Annotated in this window: 13 protein-coding genes and 1 tRNA gene; 9 read left to right on the forward strand and 5 right to left on the reverse strand. The window is 65.0% G+C overall.

Annotation, left to right across the window (positions count from 1 at the left end; genetic code table 11):
- Window positions 1-41 precede the first annotated feature (41 nt).
- Window positions 42-782, forward strand: a complete 741-nt coding sequence (locus tag ABD059_RS13025; protein ID WP_343880714.1) for a helix-turn-helix transcriptional regulator — start codon at window positions 42-44, stop codon at window positions 780-782.
- Window positions 783-803: 21 nt separating this feature from the next.
- Here the strand turns inward: ABD059_RS13025 and ABD059_RS13030 are convergent, their stop codons facing one another.
- On the reverse strand, window positions 804-2,462 hold the full coding sequence (locus ABD059_RS13030) for an alkaline phosphatase D family protein (protein ID WP_343880716.1): 1,659 nt from the start codon (window positions 2,460-2,462) through the stop codon (window positions 804-806).
- Between the two features lie 32 nt (window positions 2,463-2,494).
- Window positions 2,495-3,589, reverse strand: a complete 1,095-nt coding sequence (locus ABD059_RS13035; RefSeq protein ID WP_343880718.1) for a PLP-dependent cysteine synthase family protein — start codon at window positions 3,587-3,589, stop codon at window positions 2,495-2,497.
- A 135-nt stretch (window positions 3,590-3,724) separates the two neighbouring features.
- Between ABD059_RS13035 and ABD059_RS13040 the strand changes: the two genes are divergently transcribed.
- The gene (locus tag ABD059_RS13040) at window positions 3,725-4,573 is read left to right on the forward strand and encodes a sulfurtransferase (RefSeq protein ID WP_343880720.1); all 849 of its coding nucleotides are present in this window, start codon (window positions 3,725-3,727) and stop codon (window positions 4,571-4,573) included.
- 121 nt (window positions 4,574-4,694) lie between these two features.
- Window positions 4,695-5,126, forward strand: a complete 432-nt coding sequence (locus ABD059_RS13045) for an HIT family protein (RefSeq protein WP_343880723.1) — start codon at window positions 4,695-4,697, stop codon at window positions 5,124-5,126.
- 13 nt (window positions 5,127-5,139) lie between these two features.
- Here the strand turns inward: ABD059_RS13045 and hrpA are convergent, their stop codons facing one another.
- Together hrpA and ABD059_RS13055 are read right to left on the reverse strand one after the other, a co-directional pair.
- Window positions 5,140-9,087: an ATP-dependent RNA helicase HrpA gene (gene hrpA, locus ABD059_RS13050; protein ID WP_343880725.1), complete on the reverse strand. Its 3,948-nt coding sequence runs from the start codon at window positions 9,085-9,087 to the stop codon at window positions 5,140-5,142.
- A 14-nt stretch (window positions 9,088-9,101) separates the two neighbouring features.
- Entirely contained in the window at window positions 9,102-10,070 is a 969-nt protein-coding gene (locus ABD059_RS13055) for a helix-turn-helix transcriptional regulator (protein WP_343880727.1), read from the reverse strand.
- Here ABD059_RS13055 and ABD059_RS13060 point away from each other — a divergent pair.
- On the forward strand, window positions 10,069-10,701 hold the full coding sequence (locus ABD059_RS13060; RefSeq protein WP_343880729.1) for a DinB family protein: 633 nt from the start codon (window positions 10,069-10,071) through the stop codon (window positions 10,699-10,701). The genes ABD059_RS13055 and ABD059_RS13060 overlap by 2 nt on opposite strands.
- 44 nt (window positions 10,702-10,745) lie before the next feature.
- On the opposite strand, the gene ABD059_RS13065 is transcribed toward ABD059_RS13060, so the two are convergent.
- Window positions 10,746-10,818: transfer RNA gene (locus ABD059_RS13065), tRNA-Arg, on the reverse strand.
- A 149-nt stretch (window positions 10,819-10,967) separates the two neighbouring features.
- On the opposite strand from ABD059_RS13065, the gene argS reads away from it, so the two are divergent.
- Genes argS through thrB form a run of 5 tightly spaced genes read left to right on the forward strand, consistent with a single transcriptional unit; the run spans window position 10,968 to window position 17,568 of the window.
- Entirely contained in the window at window positions 10,968-12,617 is a 1,650-nt protein-coding gene (argS, locus tag ABD059_RS13070; protein WP_343881077.1) for an arginine--tRNA ligase, read from the forward strand.
- Window positions 12,618-12,619: 2 nt separating this feature from the next.
- Window positions 12,620-14,068, forward strand: coding sequence for a diaminopimelate decarboxylase (gene lysA / locus ABD059_RS13075; protein ID WP_343880731.1), 1,449 nt, complete (start codon window positions 12,620-12,622; stop codon window positions 14,066-14,068).
- Window positions 14,069-14,117: 49 nt separating this feature from the next.
- On the forward strand, window positions 14,118-15,437 hold the full coding sequence (locus ABD059_RS13080; protein WP_343880733.1) for a homoserine dehydrogenase: 1,320 nt from the start codon (window positions 14,118-14,120) through the stop codon (window positions 15,435-15,437).
- A complete protein-coding gene (thrC, locus tag ABD059_RS13085) occupies window positions 15,438-16,565 on the forward strand; it encodes a threonine synthase (RefSeq protein WP_343880735.1) in 1,128 nt (375 codons plus the stop codon).
- Window positions 16,558-17,568 carry a homoserine kinase gene (gene thrB / locus ABD059_RS13090; RefSeq protein ID WP_343880737.1) on the forward strand — a complete coding sequence of 337 codons (1,011 nt, stop codon included), beginning with the start codon at window positions 16,558-16,560 and terminating at the stop codon, window positions 17,566-17,568. Before thrC ends, thrB begins: the two co-directional genes overlap by 8 nt.
- Window positions 17,569-17,852 lie beyond the last annotated feature (284 nt).

Here is a 17,852-nt window from a genome sequence, read left to right on the forward strand (position 1 = left end):
TATGTCACTATTTATGGCATGAATTCATCGGCACCTGACCTGTGAAGCGAGTCGAACGGCTCCATGCTCTATCCGAGATGTTGCGCCGCAGCGGCGCACGGGGAGTCTCCGCCGATCGGTTGGCGAGAGAGTTCGAGGTATCCGTGCGCACCATTAAGAGAGACCTCGACGCGTTGGAGAGCAGCGGTGCGCCGATCTGGTCTCGCCCAGGACCCGGCGGTGGCTACGGACTGGCAATAGGTGCGTCCCTGCCGCCTGTCAGCCTGTCCCCAGCGCAGGCCGTGGCGCTGATGGCAGCCGTGTCCGCTGCACCCGATGCCCCCTACGCCGATCTGGCAGGAGTAGGTATCCAGAAGATCCTGGACGTCCTTGATCCCACAACCAGAGCACGAGCCGACAAGCTGGCCCACCGCGTGTGGGTCAATGCGCCTCCCCCCTCGTCGCGCGCCATCAGGTCGGCGCTGGAGGAAGCGATGGCTGAGCAGCGGGTGATCCGCATTCGCTACACCTCGGGAGACGGGACCACTAGCACCCGCGATGTGGAGCCGGTGCTGTTCGCCTCCACGAACGGGCAATGGTACCTGGTGGGCTGGTGCCTACTGCGCAACGCCATCCGGTGGTTCACTGTGTCCCGCATCGAGCGGGCCAATGCAACCAAGACGGCGTGCAGCGGGCACACCATCCACGAGGTCGGAGAACCCCCAGTGAACGCCAGACCGGTGCACTGTGGGGGGAGGGAGTCCCTTACTCAAACCCCGCGGTCAGTACCTTCAACGCAGTGACGGTTCCAAGCGGGTGTTGGGCTAGTTCCGCGGTGAGACGGTTACCGTGGAGACCTCGTCCAACCGGGGCGAGAGGTGGTCGCCGTCGACCACTACGCCACGCTCCCACCAGAACCGCAGACCAGCTGGGCTGTCTTCGAGACCGGCCAGGTTGTTGTCGAACCAGGGGCCTTTCAGACCGGACCAGCGGAAGGGCGGGTTCGGCACCTTCGCCGACCGGGCTACCAGCGCCCCCACCGGGCTTGCGACGCCGTAGGACAGGATGGCGGTAGCAAAGCGCATGGCGCGGGGGAGCGGGTTGCGGATCGGCGAACAGACCGCCTGGATGATCCGGCTCCCCGAGGTGCGTTCCACCTCGGAGACATACGAAAAGTGCACGTCGCCGGACAGGAACGTGACAGTTTCGGGTGCCTTGCCGCGCTTCCCATCTGCCACCTCAACCGCCATCTGCGCCACTCGGCGGAAGCTTCGCTGGAACGCGCCCCAGTGCTCCAGATCCACCGTGCGCCGCATCTTCTCGCCGATCTTCGCCCCGAATTTTCCCCAGGCGCCGTCGGCGAGCGCCTCGTTCCAGGCTTCGATGTGATGCAGGCCGGCAGGGAGCAGGAACGGTAGCGAGGTGGCAATCAGCAGATGCCGGAAGCCGCCCTGCATCTGTCCATCCAGCCACTCCATTTCCCGGTCGTCGAGGATTGATCTCCGGGCGGGGTCGAGCACCCGGCCCGCACGTGAGTCCAGGACCACCAGCCGGACGTCACCAATCTCCCTGGCAAAGCTCCACCGGTAGGTGGCCGGCTCCTGGTTGGCACGGTCAGCCAACTGGTCGAGCACACTGCTGATGTCCAGTTCCGTCTCGCCGTCGTGGGAACTGATCACCTGCCAGATTTCGTCCTGGTCCCGGTGCTCGGGTGAGAGATTGCCAAGGTGCTGGTGCACCCAGTAGGAGGCCAGCCCCGAGACGATCCGGCCCTGCCACCAGGAGGTAGCCTCCATGGCGTGCTTCCAGGCCAGGGAGGTGTTCCAATCGTCCCGAATGTCATGGTCGTCGAAAATCATTGCGCTGGGCAGGGTGGACAGGAGCCAGCGGTTGGCATCGTCGGACCACGCCAGGTTGTACAGGTGGGCGTACTCCTCATAGTCCTTGAGTTCTTCCCCGGGCTCCTCCTCGATGTCCCGGCGCGACTTGATGAACTCCTGCATCGCCTCGCTCGTCACGTCCGCGTACACCTGGTCGCCCAGGAACACCACCAGATCGGGCCAGGCGACATCGTCCACTCCGGCGGCCATGTTCAGGGCGTAGGCACGCATCGAATCGACGCCGTGTTTACTGTTTCCCGCCTCGTTATGGGGGACACTGGTCCGGCACGACCCGAACGCCATCTTGATGGGCTTGTCGGGGGTCAGCGTCGCGATCATGGACGGCGGGTAGGCAGACCCTTCCTCGGGCCACACCTGCTCCCCATCGATCGCCACCGTGTAGGCGGTGACGGATCCCGGTTCCAGATCGTTTGCCTCCACCAGGGCGTAGTGGTGGCCATGCACACCGAACGTCCGGGCGGTCCAGGACTGGTCACCGGCCGTCACTGTGACCCGCGCAGCCTGACGGGTTTCCACCCAGATGCTGGCGGAGGTCAGATCGACGTAACGCATCATGGGACCTAGTACCAGGGAATCAGTCATCCTTCAGTTCTACCCGGTTACTGGGGCGGCCGCTATTTGGCAGGTTCTTCCGGCCAGATCCCGGTGTCAAAGAAGCGGTCCAGCACTGCCGTGTGGGGGGTCGGATCCAGGTCACGCGCTGCCAGCCAGGCGTCGTCGTCGTAGGATCCGGTGTATCTGGTGCCGGCGTCGCACATCAGTGAGACAATGCTGCCGCGGCGACCCTGGCCGATCATGTCCGCGATCAGGCCCCAGACTCCCCACAGGTTGGTGCCGGTTGACGGGCCGGCATGCAGGCCGGTGAGTTGACGGAGGTGCCGCATCGCCGCGACCGATGCGGCGTCGGGGACCTGGATCATGTGGTCAATCACGCCGGGTACAAAACTCGGTTCCAGCCTCGGCCGTCCGATGCCCTCAATGCGGGAGGGGCTCCCCGCCGCCGCGGTACCAGGGGTACGCCACGCCGGATAAAAGGCTGAGTTCTCGGGGTCGACCACGGCCAGCCGGGTGTGGTGGCGCTGGTACCTGATGTATCGCCCGATGGTGGCGCTGGTGCCGCCCGTCCCGGCGCCCACCACGATCCAGTCGGGAACCGGGTGCTGTTCCAGGGCCAGCTGACCGAAAATCGACTCGGCGATGTTGTTGTTGCCACGCCAGTCCGTCGCCCGCTCAGCGTAGGTGAATTGATCCATGTAATGGCCGCCAGTCGTGGCGGCAAGGCCTGCTGCGGCCGCATAGACCTCGGAGGCATGGTCAACGAAGTGGCAGGCGCCACCATACTGTTCAATCTGGTCGATTTTTTCCTTGCTGGTGGTGCGGGTCATCACAGCGATAAACGGCAGGTCCAGAAGCTGCGCGAAGTACGCTTCGGAAACCGCTGTCGACCCGCTGGACGCCTCAACGACCGTCGTATTCTCCTTGATCCAGCCGTTCACCAGTCCAAACAGGAAGAGTGATCGAGCCAACCGGTGTTTGAGGCTGCCCGTCCGGTGGGTCGACTCATCCTTCAGGAACAGGTCAACTCCCCAGTGCTCAGGCAGCGGGACTGCGTAGAGATGAGTGTCAGCAGACCGGTTGTTTTCGGCCTCGATGCGGCGGATGGCCTCAGCAGCCCAGGACCGGTCGGAGAGGGGGCTCAGGATGTTCACTGGTTCAGCCTACCGGCCTCCCAACGGAGGCACGGAAAGTGGTTGGCGGTGAGGTTGGAGTACCGGCCCGGGCTGTGGTGGACTGGATTACATCAGGTCCGGCAGTGTTGCCGGTCACATTAAAAGGAGATCTTGATGAAGACTCTGATGGACGTGCAGACCCTGCGGGACCGGATGACCTCCGGCCTGCAGACGGTTCTGCTGGATGTCCGCTGGGCGTTGGGCGATCCCCACGGCCACGGTCATTACCAATCAGCCCACATCCCCGGCGCCGTGTACGTTGACCTCGAAGCCACGCTCAGCGGTGAACCGTCAGTGCGGGAGGGCAGGCATCCGCTCCCTGCCCTCGATCAACTGCAGGAAGCAGCCCGGCAGTGGGGCATTAACAACGGCGACGTGGTGGTGGCCTATGACAATTCAGGCAATACCTCGGCCGCCAGGCTCTGGTGGTTGTTGCGGTGGGCCGGTCTCGACACGGTCCAGCTGCTCGACGGCGGCCTCACCGCCTGGGTCGATGCCGGCTACGAGACTGAAGGGGGCGAGGAACAGCACTGCCTCGGCGAGGTGGAACTGAGCCTCGACGAAACGTCCGGCAGTGGTGCAATGCCGGTCGCCGACATCGAGGGTGTCCAGGGCATCGCCGAGCACGGGGTGCTGCTCGACGCGCGAGCCGGAGAGCGTTTCCGCGGTGAGGTGGAACCACTCGACCCCAAAGCCGGCCATATTCCGGGTGCGGTGAGTGCGCCCACCACCGGCAATCTTGCCCCGGACCAGCGGTTCAAGACACCCGCCGATCTCCGCCGGCGCTTTGAGGCATTCGGCGTGTCCGACGCCGTCGACGTCGCGGTGTACTGCGGATCGGGCGTTACGGCAGCCCACCAGATTGCTGCCCTGGAGATTGCCGGCTATCCGGCGGCGCTCTATCCGGGGTCCTGGTCCCAGTGGTCATCCCGCTCGGGCCTGCCGGTCGCCACCGGTGCCTGACCTGACCCACACCCAACCCACCGAATGACCCACACCCCACCATCGAGTCACCACAAATAACCGGTTTTCGACATGAAACCCGTTATGTGTGGTGACTCGATCCCGGATTGAAGGAGTTTGCATGAGTACCCTGTTCACCAAGATCATCGACGGCGACATTCCGGGGCGCTTCATCTGGAAGGACGACGACGTCGTCGCGTTCCTGACGATCGCTCCGCTCACGGACGGGCACACCCTGGTGCTGCCCCGGCAGGAGGTGGCGCACTGGGTGGACGCGGAACCCGAGCTGCTGGGCAAGGTGATGGCGGTGGCCCAGACCATCGCGAAGGCGCAGACCACCGCGTTCGCGCCAAAACGGGTGGGTGTGCTGGTGGAGGGGTACGAGGTGCCACACCTGCACGTCCATGTCTGGCCGACGCAGAGCGCCAAGGATTTCGACGTTCATGCGGTCGACCACAACCCGGATCCGGCCAGGCTCGACGCCAACGCTGCTGCGCTGCGGGCAGCCCTGCGGTCGGCCGGGCTCGGCGAGCAGGTGCCCACTGATGGGTAGCCGCCGTCGTTAGCTACCCGGTCGAACCCACCCCGGTGCGCTGCGCGGCCATCGCCTCGCCGATGGCCGCGCGGATCCGCTTCTCCGAAACGGTGTACGCGGTGCCGAGCTCCTGCGCGAACAGACTGATTCTCAGCTCCTCAAGCATCCAGCGCACGCGCAGCAATGCCGGGGGCGTTGTCCGGCCCGTGGGAACGAGGGCGGCGACGGCGTCGTCGTACTCGTCCTCCAGGCGTTGGACCACCGCCGTGCCGAGCGAATCGCGCTGCACGTTGCCGGCCAGTTTGGCGACCCGGGTCTCAATGCCGGTCAGGTAACGGGGGAGGTGGCTGAGTTGCGTGTACCCGGTTTTCGCAACAAAACCAGGGTAGACGAGCTGTTCCAGCTGGCTCCGCACGTCGTTCAGCGCGGTGATCAGGGCGAGGCTGGTTGAGCCCTTGAGCTGCTTTTCGATCCTGCGCGTGCTGGACAGGATCTTTTCGACTGTGGCGGTGACGGTGAAGACCGTGTCGATGAGCTCGGCCCTGACGGTTTCGTACAGCGAGTTGAACTCGGCCTCGGTCCAGGGCAGCGCCTCGGGGGTCAGCTTGTCGACCGCTGCCAGCGTGCAGTCCTCGATCAGTCCCGCAACGCTGCCATGCGGGTTCTGGCTGAAGGTGAGTTTCTCGGCGTTGCTGAGATGCTCCAGCACATACTTGGCAGGGCTGGGGACGCGCACCACGAGGAGCCGGATGACTCCATCGCGCATGGAGGCGCCCTGCTCGGCAGCGGTGGGGAAGACGGCGATACCGGCGGCGGTGCCCTCGTCGGTCAACGCCGGGTAGCCCGTCACCGTGTGGCCGTTCACCAGCCGGGTCACCTGCCGGGGAAGGTTGCCGAACGTCCACGAGGTCAGGCCGGACCGCTCGGTGATCCCAATGTCCACGGGATGCGCCGGCTGGGGGGTCGTCGGTTGGGAGTTGGCACCTGACCTCGCGTGGGCGGGTGCTTTCGCCGGGCGGGTGGTAGCGGGTGTGGCGCCGAGGGATTCGGCGATCGCGCGGCGTGTTTGCGGAGCCAGACGTTCCTGCAGGGCGGCAAGGTCGGTGCCCTCGTCGAGGATCTGGCCTTGTCCGTCGATCACCTGGAAGCTCATCAGGAGATGTTCGGGAAGGACGCTCCGGTTCCACGACCCGGGGGCGATGACGTGGCCCTTCAACCGGCGGAGTACCAGTTCCAGGGACTCTTCAAGGTCGTCGCGTGCCGGATCGAAGTCGGTGTGCAGCGCGGCGACGGCGCTGCGTGCCACATCGGGGGCTGGAATGAAGTTCTTGCGGATCTGCTTGGGCAGCGACTTGATCAGGGCTGTCACCAGTTCCACCCGGAGCCCCGGAATCTGCCAGTGGAACGGCCGGGCGTCGAGTTGGTTCAGGAACACCACGGGAATTTGTACCGTCACGCCGTCAGACGCGCCCTGCACACCGGGGGAGAACTCGTAGCCCAGCGGCAGCTCGAAGCTTCCCTGGTGCCAGGTTTTGGGGAACGCTGATTCATCCAGGTCGCTGTTTCCGGCGAGCAGGTCACCGGGTAGGAAATCGAGCAGGTCCGGCTGACGGTGGCGGGTGTCCTTCCACCAGGAGTCGAAGTGCCGTTCGGACACCACTTCTGGACCCACACGGGCGTCATAGAACTCGAAGAGGGTCTCGTCGTCGACCATCAGGTCGCGGCGGCGCAGCCGGTTTTCCAGCTCCTCAATCTCGGCGAGGCGTGCCTTGTTGCGATGGAAGAATTTATGGTGGGTTTTCCAGTCGCCCTCCACCAGGGCATGCCTGATGAACATGTCGCGGGCAACCTCGCGGTCGATCCGCCCATAGTTGACGCGGCGCTGGGGGATGATCGGGACCCCATACAGAGTGACCTTCTCATGGGCCATCACCGCACCCATCTTCCGGGACCAGTGTGGCTCGCTGTAGCTGCGCTTGACCAGGTGCGGTGCCACCTCTTCGGCCCAGAGGGGATCGAATTTCGCGGCCACCCGCGCCCAGAGGCGTGAGGTCTCGACCAGTTCGGCGGCCATCACCCAGTCCGGCGATTTCTTGAAGAGGGCACTGCCGGGGAACACCGCGAACCGCGTGCCCCGCGCACCGGCGTACTCCCGCTTGCGCTGGTCGTAGAGGCCAATGTGGCTGAGCAGGCCTGAGAGCAGGCTGATGTGAATCGGGGTGTCGTTGCCCACCGGATCCACCGGGTCAGGGGAGAGGGTGATGCCCAGCGGTTTCGCCAGCTGCCGGAGCTGGGCAAAGAGGTCCTGCCACTCACGCACCCGCAGGTAGTTGATGAACTCATTGCGGCACAGCTTGCGGAACTGGGTCGAGGACAGTTCCTTCTGCTGCTCCTGTAAGTACCGCCAGAGGTTCAGATACCCGGTGAAATCCGAATTCTCGTCGAGGAACCGTTTGTGCATCGCTGTCGCGGTCTGCAGCTTGGCGCCCTGGTCGGCCTGTGGGCGCTCGCGCGGATCCTGGATGGTCAGGGCCGCGGCGAGGACCATCACTTCCTTGGCGCATCCACGTTCCCCGGCCTCGACGATCATCCGGCCCAGGCGCGGATCCACGGGGAGCTGCGCGAGCTTCCGGCCGACCTTCGAAATGCTGCCCGACGGGTCGAGCGCGCCGAGCTCCTTGAGCAGGGTGACGCCGTCGTTGATGGCCTTGGAATCAGGTGGTTCGACGAAAGGGAAATCGGCGACGTCCTTGGGCCCGCGGGTGACTCCCATGGCGCTCATCTGCAGGATGACCGCCGCCAGGTTGGTGCGCAGGATCTCCGGGTCGGTGAACGGGCGCCGGGCCTCGAAGTCCTCCTGCGAATAGAGGCGGATGGCGATACCATCCGAGACCCTGCCGCAACGGCCAGAGCGCTGGTTGGCGGAAGCCTGGGACACCCGCTCAATCGGGAGCCGCTGCACCTTGGTGCGGTGCGAATAGCGGGAGATCCGGGCGGTGCCGGTATCGATCACGTACTTGATTCCGGGAACGGTCAGGGAGGTTTCAGCGACGTTGGTGGCGAGGATGATCCTGCGTCCCGGACCGGAGGGCCTGAAGACCCGGTGCTGTTCCTGCAGCGACAACCTGGCGAATAACGGCAGGATGTCGGTGCCCTTCAGCCGCGGGTTGACCTGCACCCGTGCGCGGAGGGCGTCGGCAGCGTCACGGATCTCGCGCTCGCCGGAGAAGAACACCAGAATGTCCCCGGGTGCTTCGGTGGCGAGTTCGTCGACGGCGTCACACACCGCATCGAGGGGGTCGCGGTCCTCCTCCTGGTCACCAGGGTCGGCGCTGTCATCAGCTTCGCTGGCCGGTTGGCTGAGCGGACGGTACCTGATCTCCACCGGGTAGGTGCGGCCGGAGACCTCGATAATGGGGGCCGGCTGCTTGACGCTCACAGCTTCATCGGCGGCGAAGTGCGCGGCGAAGCGTTCCGGATCGATGGTGGCGGAGGTGATGATGAGTTTCAGGTCGGGGCGCTGGGGGAGGATCCGCTTCAGATACCCGAGGATGAAGTCAATGTTGAGGCTCCGCTCGTGGGCCTCATCGATGATGATGGTGCTGTATTTCTTCAGCAGCCGGTCGTGCTGGATCTCCGCGAGCAGGATCCCGTCAGTCATCAGTTTGATCTTCGTGCTGCGGCTGACCTCGCCGGTGAACCGCACCTGGAAACCGACCTCGGCTCCCACCTTGACATCCAATTCCTCGGCGATACGTTCTGCAACGGTGCGGGCGGCCAGGCGTCGTGGTTGGGTGTGCCCGATCAGGCCGTTCTCGGCGAGTCCCAGCTCCACGCACATTTTCGGAATCTGGGTGGTTTTGCCGGAGCCGGTTTCGCCAGCAATGATCGTCACCTGGTTCGCGGCGATCGCGGCCATAATGTCAGCGCGTCGCTCGGAAACCGGCAGTTCGGGGGGATAGGAGATAGTCAGTGCCATGATTGCTTCCAATTCTAGGCGGTAGGACTATCTCCCGATGCCCTGGTCAACCGGGCTGCCGCCAACCGGGCCCGCTCCCGCATCTGCGGCGGTTCAAGGATCTCGAACTCGAGCTCCAGCGCCACCAGATGCATCAGCGGCCAGTCGAGCGAATCGAAGCCGGCCCTCATCAGGGTGTGCCCCTCGCCGTCGCTCTGGAGCTCGGCGGTATCCGGGGACACTTTTTGCGACACCTCGTCGATGGTGCCGGTCAGCCGCACGACGACGTCGTACTGGTAGGGGGAACGCGTCACTGACTGCTGTACATAGAGGGCAAGATCCCGTGCCGGAAGCGGGCGCGGGGTGAAGCGCTCCCGTTGTGCCGGAACGCTCTGGCACCGGTCCACCCGGAACGTCCGCCAATCCTCACGCAGAGTGTCCCATGCCACCAGGTACCAGCGCCTGCCGGTGTCCACGAGCCGGTAAGGCTCAACAAGTCGACGGGAAGACTCGCCATCCTGGCGCGAGTACCGGAACACCACGGTGCGTCGTTCGGTGATGGCTGAGGACAGTGCGGTGAGGATTTCGGGTCGGACCGGTGTGCTCACGGCCGCCATCCTGGTGACGGCGCTTCGCAGCCCGGCGAACCGCGGCCGGAGCCGGCTGGGAAGAACCTGCTCCAGCTTGGTGAGCGCCCGTACCGATGCCTCGCCGATTCCGGCGACCGGGCTGGCTGTGACGGCGCTGAGTCCGAGGGCGACAGCGAGCGCCTCATCGTCGTCGAGCAACAACGGAGGCAACTGCGCGCCAGCGCCCAATTGGTAGCCACCGGCGACGCCGGGCGAGGCGTGGATGGGGTAGCCCAGGGTGCGGAGTTTGCCGATGTCGCGACGGACAGTGCGCTCGGTGACTTCCATCCGGTCTGCCAGCGCGGAGCCGGTCCACTCCCTGCGCAGCTGAAGCAGGGAAAGCAAGTGGAGCAGCCGCGCTGAGGTTTCCAACATGGCTCCAAAATACTCCCTGATCAGGTCAGTAGCTGTCCTGAATAGCCCCTATTCTGACGGGATGGACCTCATCAAGGAATTGACCGACCAACTTCGGTGGCATTGGGATCATCAGGCGCGCCCCCGGCTGGCCAGTTTGACGGATGCGGAATACTTCTGGGAACCGGTGGGCGGTTGCTGGAGTGTGCGTCCCCGCGGGACCGGAGCGGCGGACCTTCAGGTGGGGAGCGGCGCCCTCACCATTGACTTCACGTATCCGGAGCCGGTGCCAGCTCCGGTCACCACGATTGCCTGGCGGATGGGCCACCTGATGGTCGGGGTTTTGGGTGCCCGGGTGGGCTCACACTTCGGGGGCGAGCCAATTGATTATGAAACCTTCGATTATCCGGGTACTGCTGCAGAGGCGCTCAAGCGGTTGGACGGGTTGTATGAGCAGTGGAGTGCCGGGGTCGCGGGGCTGGATCCGGCGGCACTGGATCGGGCGGTGGGTCCCGCAGAGCACGACTTTGCGGCCGCCCCCATGGGCGCGCTGATACTGCACGTCAACCGGGAGATGATTCATCACCTGGCGGAAATCGCCTTGCTCCGGGACCTCTACGTGTGGCGCACCAAGCCGGGATCGGCTTCTTAAAGCAGTCAACCCCCAGATTTCACTGAAATCTGGGGGTTGTTCTGTGCCCTCGATAGGATTCGAACCTACGACCTTCTGCGCCGGAGGCAGACGCTCTATCCCCTGAGCTACGAAGGCTGGATGCCGGTCGGACCGGCCCCGAAATGGGACTCACTGAGCTTATCAGGGAAGCAGCCCTTGACGAAAACCCCTGGCCTGTCCTCGCCTGGTGGGCGCCGCTGCGTCATGGAAATGGCCGCAGCGGCGTGCGCCGTTATGCTGGACTGGTGACTCCTGAAGAACTCTCTGCCGCCATTTCCGCATGCCTGAAAGACGCCGTCGCCGCGGGCGAATTCGACGTCGAGCTTCCTTCTGAGGTGCGGGTGGAGCGACCACGGAGCCGGGACCACGGAGACTGGGCTACCAACATTGCCCTGCAGCTGTCCAAGCAGGCGGGGATGAACCCGCGCGAATTCGCCCAGATCCTCAGCGGACGGCTGGAACAGCTCGACGGCGTCAAGACCGTAGCGATCGCCGGTCCCGGTTTCCTGAACATCACCCTCGATGCCGCCGCCGCAGGTGAGCTGGCCCGCTCAATTGTCGACGCCGGGTCCGGCTATGGCACCAGCGGGCTCATGGCCGGCACCAAGATCAACCTGGAATTCGTCTCGGCGAACCCCACGGGCCCCATCCACCTCGGCGGTACCCGGTGGGCGGCCGTCGGCGACGCACTGGCCCGGCTGTTCCAGTCCCAGGGCGCGGAGGTGACCCGGGAGTACTACTTCAACGATCACGGTGCCCAGGTGGAGAGGTTCGCCCGCTCGTTGTGGGCCAGCGCCAAGGGTGAGCCCTCCCCCGAAGACGGCTACGGCGGAGCCTACATCGACGACATCGCCGCCCGGGTGCTGGTTCTTGACCCCGCGATCCTGGACCTGTCGCAGGACGAGTCGATCGAACGGTTCCGCGAGCTCGGCGTCGACCTGATGTTCGGCGACATCAAGAAGTCGCTGCATGACTTCGGCGTCGACTTCGATGTCTACTTCCACGAACACTCGCTGTTCCAGGATGGGTTCGTGGAGGGCCTGCTGGAGAAGCTGAAGACCTCCGGCAATCTCTACCTCGAAGACGGCGCGTGGTGGCTGCGGTCCACCGAATTCGGTGACGACAAGGACCGGGTCGTTATCAAGTCCGACGGCGACCCCGCCTATATCGCAGGCGATATCGGCTACTTCGTCAACAAACGCCGCCGGGGCTTCGACCTGAACATCATCATGCTCGGCGCCGACCACCACGGCTATGTGGCCCGGCTCAAGGCCGCAGCTGCTGCGCTCGGCGACGATCCTGACACCGTCGAGGTGCTGATCGGCCAGATGGTCAACCTGATGAAGGATGGCGCCCCCGTCCGGATGTCCAAGCGGAACGGCACGGTAGTCACCCTCGAAGACCTGGTTGACGCCGTAGGGGTTGACGCCGCCCGCTACACCCTCGCCCGCTTCTCGGCGGATTCGAACATCGACATCGACCTTGATCTGCTCACCCGGCGGACCAACGACAACCCGGTCTTCTATGTCCAGTACGCCCACGCCCGGACCCATGCGGTGGAGCGCAATGCGGCCGCAGCCGGCGTGGACACGAGCGCGTTTGACGCCTCCGAACTCAGCCACCCCACCGAGGGCGAATTGCTGGCGGCGCTCGGCCAGTTCCCCGGGATGGTGGCCCAGGCCGCGGCCTTCCGCGAACCGCACCGGGTGGCACGCCACATCGAGGTCATCGCCGGCACTTACCACCGCTGGTACGACGCGTGCCGGATCGCGCCGCTGGGCGACGAACCGGTCACCGATCTGCACCGCACCCGGCTCTGGCTTAACAACGCCACGCAGCAGGTTCTCGCCAACGGCCTGGGGCTGTTGGGTGTGTCGGCACCGGAGCGGATGTGACGATGGGAACCGGAGCTGAAGTGAACCTGAACCACCCGTCGCCGCTGGCCCCCGGCTGGCTCAGCTACCCCGACAACGTCAACCGGCTGAACCCCGCACTGTGGGCTCGCGACGTCGACCGCCCCGCTGACGAGCTCACCATCAGTGGTCTGACAGTCAGTGACCTGGCGGAGCAGTACGGTACGCCGCTGTTCGTCGTGTCCGAAGACGATTTCCGCACCCGCGCCCGGAGCTTCAAGGACGCGTTTGACGCCGCCTTTGCCGACCTCTGCGGGGGAGTGGACGTCTACTACGCGGGAAAGTCGTTCCTGTGCACAGAAATCGCGCACTGGGTGGCTGAGGAAGGCCTCCGCCTCGACACCTGTTCCGGCGGGGAGCTCGCCATCGCCATCCGCGCGGGAATACCCGGCGAACACCTCGGCCTGCACGGGAACAACAAGTCCGACGCCGAACTGGGCCGTGCGCTTGACCTGAAGCTCGGACGCATCGTGGTGGACAGCCTCCCCGAACTTGAACGGGTGGCGGCCCTGGCCGCCGCCCGCGGCACGATCGCCAACGTCATGCTCCGGCTGACCCCCGGTGTGCACGCCTCCACCCACGAGTTCATTGCCACCGCCCACGAGGACCAGAAATTTGGGCTGTCCCTGGCCGACGGCGAGTCCTCACCCGCCGCCCAGGCTGTCGCCGCGGCGCTGGGCCACGACGCGGTCAACCTGCTGGGTGTCCACTGCCATATCGGGTCGCAGATTTTCGAGTCCGAGGGTTTCGAACTGGCGGCACGCCGGTTGCTCGCCTTCCTGGCGGACGTGCGGGACCGCCACGGCGTCGAGCTACCCGAGCTCGACCTCGGCGGCGGCTATGGGATTGCCTACATCGAGACCGACACACCCCGCCCACCGGCAGAGATCGCCATGGCGATGGCCGACGTCGTCCGCTCCACCTGCGCCAAATTCGGACTGCGCGTCCCCAGGATTTCCATCGAGCCTGGCCGCGCGATCGTAGGGTCAACAACGTTCACCCTGTACCGGGTGGGCACCACCAAAACCGTGAGGGTCGACGTCGAGGGCGGTGACACTGCCCCCCGGCGTTATGTGTCGGTGGACGGTGGGATGAGTGACAACCCCCGCCCGGTCCTCTACGACGCCGACTACTCGGCGGTCCTGGCCTCCCGCTCGTCGGATGCCACCGGTGTGCTGTCCCGCGTGGTCGGAATGCACTGCGAGAGCGGCGACATCGTGGTCAGGGACGTCTACCTCCCTGCGGACACCGATGCCGGTGACCTGGTTGCTGTGCCGGGCACCGGCGCATACTGCTGGGCGCTGTCCAGCAACTACAACTGGGTGCCCCGCCCGCCAGTGATAGCAGTCCGGAACGGCCAGGCCAGACTGATTGTGCGCGGCGAAACCGAGGACGACATCCTGGCCCGCGACATCCCCCGCACCAACAACTGATTGCAGGAGCGACACTATTTCACCTGATACAGCTTCGAACACCGGCACCATGTCGACACTTCGGATCGCCTTGCTGGGCTGCGGCAACGTGGGATCCCAGGTGGCGCGCATCCTGCTGGAGGATGCTGACGCGCTGGCAGCGCGGACCGGCGCCCGGCTTGAACTGACCGGAATTGCAGTGCGCAGCATTGACGCGCCCCGCGACGTGGACCTGCCGCGCGAGCTTTTCACCACCGATGCCGAGGCGTTGGTCGAGAGCGCCGACATCGTGATCGAGCTGATGGGCGGAATTGAACCCGCGCGGTCACTGATCCTGCGGTCGATCGAACACGGCGCTACGGTGGTCAGCGGCAACAAGGCGCTGCTCGCCCTCGACGGTCCCACCCTCTACGAGAAGGCAGACGCCGCAAAGGTCCAGCTGTCCTACGAGGCGGCGGTGGCTGGTGCGATCCCCATTCTGCGTCCCATCCGGGACAGCCTGTCCGGTGACCGCATCACCCGCGTACTGGGCATCGTCAACGGCACCACCAATTTCATCCTTGACCAGATGGACACCACCGGCGCCCAGTTCGACGACGCCCTGGCCGAAGCCCAGCGCCTGGGCTATGCCGAAGCCGACCCGACTGCCGATGTCGGGGGTCACGACGCCGCGGCCAAGGGCGCCATTCTCGCGTCCCTGTCCTTCCACACCCGGTTCGCCCTTGACGACGTCTACTGCGAAGGCATCACCCAGGTGACTGCTGCGGACATCGCCGCGGCCAAGGACGCAGGGTTTGTCATCAAGTTGCTGGCCATCGCCGAGTTGCTGCCGCGGGACGACGCCGACGGGGCCGGGGCTGAGGGCGTCAGCGTCAGGGTGCACCCGACCCTGCTGCCCCGCGATCATCCGCTGGCCGCAGTCCACGGTGCCTTCAACGCGGTGTTCATCGAGGCCGAGAACGCGGGCGAACTGATGTTCTACGGTCAGGGTGCCGGCGGTACCCCCACCGCGTCAGCGGTGCTGGGCGACGTCGTCAGCGCTGCGCGCCGCATGGTGTTGGGCGGCCCCGGTCGGACCGAAACCACCACCGGCCATGTCCCGTCCATGAGTATCGACGCTGTCCGCACCAGCTACTCCATCGGGCTCGACGTCGCTGACCAGCCAGGGGTCCTGGCGCGGATCGCGCAGCTGTTCGCCGAGCAGGGCGTGTCCATTGAAACCCTGCGGCAGAGCATCCATCCCGCGGGTGATCCTGGCCAGGCGACGGCTGAAATTCGCATTGTCACCCACCGCGCCACCGAAGCGGCCCTTGCCGCAACAGTTGAACAGATCCAGCACCTCGCCGTGATCAACTCGGTGACCAGTGTCCTCCGAGTGGAAGGAGCCTAAGTGGCTCACCAGTGGCGCGGCGTTATCCGCGAATATGCAGATCGTTTGCCCGTGACAGAATCCACCCAGGTCATCACCCTCGGCGAGGGTGGGACACCTTTGGTCCCGGCGAAGGCACTCTCGGAACTGACCGGATCACGGGTTTTCCTCAAGGTCGAAGGCATGAACCCCACCGGGTCCTTCAAGGACCGCGGCATGACGATGGCCATGACGGCCGCGATCGAGGCCGGCGCCAAGGCAGTGGTGTGCGCCTCCACCGGAAACACCTCGGCCTCGGCTGCTGCCTACGCCACCCAGGCGGGCATCACCTGTGCCGTGCTCGTCCCGGACGGCAAGATCTCCATGGGCAAGCTCAGCCAGGCCATCGCCCACGGTGCCGAACTGCTCCAGGTCAACGGCAACTTCGACAACTGCCTGGACGTCGCACGGAAGCTCGCCGAGGCCTACCCGGTATTCCTGGTCAACTCGGTCAACCCCGCACGTATCGAGGGGCAGAAAACCGGTGCCTTCGAGGTGGTCGACGTTCTTGGTGATGCCCCCGACTATCACCTGCTGCCGGTCGGCAACGCTGGCAACATCACCGCCTACTGGAAGGGGTACAAGGAATACTCCGAGCCCTACTCCAACCCCCATCTCGTCGGCGATAGCACGGTGCTGCCGCCGGTCGCCACCAAGCGTCCAGTGATGTGGGGTTTCCAGGCCGAGGGTGCTTCCCCCCTGGTGAAGGGCCACCCGGTCACGGAGCCGGACACCATTGCGACGGCCATCCGGATCGGTAACCCGGCCTCCTGGGATCAGGCGATTGCAGCACGCGACGAGTCGGGTGGATTGATTGAAGCCGTCACCGATCAGGAAATCCTTGAGGCGCACCGTTGGCTGTCGGCGCGTGAGGGTGTCTTCGTGGAGCCAGCGTCGGCGGCCGGAGTGGCTGGCCTGCTGAAGAAGCACGCGGCAGGCCTCGCTCCAGTCGACAAGACCATCGTGATCACTGTGACTGGCCATGGCCTCAAGGACCCCCAGTGGGCGTTGAAAGCTGCCGACGGGTCCGATGTCGAGCCCACCAAGGTCGATTTCGACGTCGTCAGCGTAGCCACAGCGCTGGGCCTTGAGGGTACTGCCGGTGAGTGAACGGGTGCCCTCACCAGCGGTCGAGCGGCGCTCCACCGGCACCAGGATGGTGGCGGCGGGCCAGGAGGCAACGATCAGCGTCCCCGCGACGAGCGCTAACCTGGGGCCGGGATTCGACACCCTCGGTCTTGCCGTTTCTTTGTTTGACACTGTCACGGTGCGGACCACCACCACCGGCACCGTCACCGTCACGGTGACCGGCGAGGGCGCAGGGGAGCTCCCCGGCGATGAAACCCATCTGGTGGCCCGCACGCTGCTTGAGACGCTGGAACGCTCAGGGTTCGGCTGCCCGGGGCTTGAGTTGGAGACGCAGAACCTGATCCCGCACGGCAGGGGACTCGGGTCGTCGGCGGCAGCGATCGTCTCGGCGGTGCTGGCTGCCAATTTCCTCCTGCCGGACGACGAAAAAATGGACTCGGCGGGTCTGCTCCAGCTGTGCTCCACCCTGGAGGGTCACCCCGACAATGTGGCGCCGGCCCTGCTGGGTGCGCTAGCCATCTCCTGGGAAACCGGAAGAGTCTTCCGCAGTACCCGGGTAGCGGTGCACCCCTCCATCATTCCGATAGCTGCCGTTCCTGCCACCAGCCTGTCGACTGAGACAGCGAGGGCGCTGCTCCCCGCGTCTGTCTCGCATGCAAGTGCCTCCTCGAACGCGGGCCGCGCGGCCCTGCTGGTTCATGCCTTGTCACGGGAACCTGAATTTTTGCTGGACGCCACCCAGGATGCACTGCACCAGGAGTACCGGGCCCAGGCAATGCTGCCCAGCGCCACCCTGATGCGGCAGCTGCGTGCCCAGGGTTTTCCGGCGGTGATCTCGGGGGCCGGTCCCACGGTGATGACCTTCGCAACCAGCGACGCCGAGGCCAGGACTGTTGAACAGCTCATTCATTCGTTGGCTGACGAGACCACCGATAAGAATTCCTCGACCGGATGGCGCGTCCTAAAGCTGACCGTGGCCCCCGAGGGTGCTAAACTGGTGGTGCACCAACGGAACGAGCTGTGACCCGTCGTAACTGTCGTTACTGTTTCAAACAGTCGCATTGTGGCAGGATGGTTAATTGTTCACCTGAGTGCTTCTGCTGATCTGGCCGTCATTTTCTTTTGACCGCCGCAAAGCTGCATGGTTATCAGCAGTCGCATCACCTCCGGTGTAACCTCCCACGAATGTACAGAGTGCTAGCGGTTCGAAGATAAACCGACAGCCTACTTACTTCCGAAGGTTCCCAGCACGCACGGCCAGGTCGGACTCTTCCGGCAGGACCGAACCCCATCCGACCAGAATGTATA

This window comes from Arthrobacter flavus, assembly GCF_039526005.1.
Lineage (GTDB): Bacteria > Actinomycetota > Actinomycetes > Actinomycetales > Micrococcaceae > Arthrobacter_D > Arthrobacter_D flavus.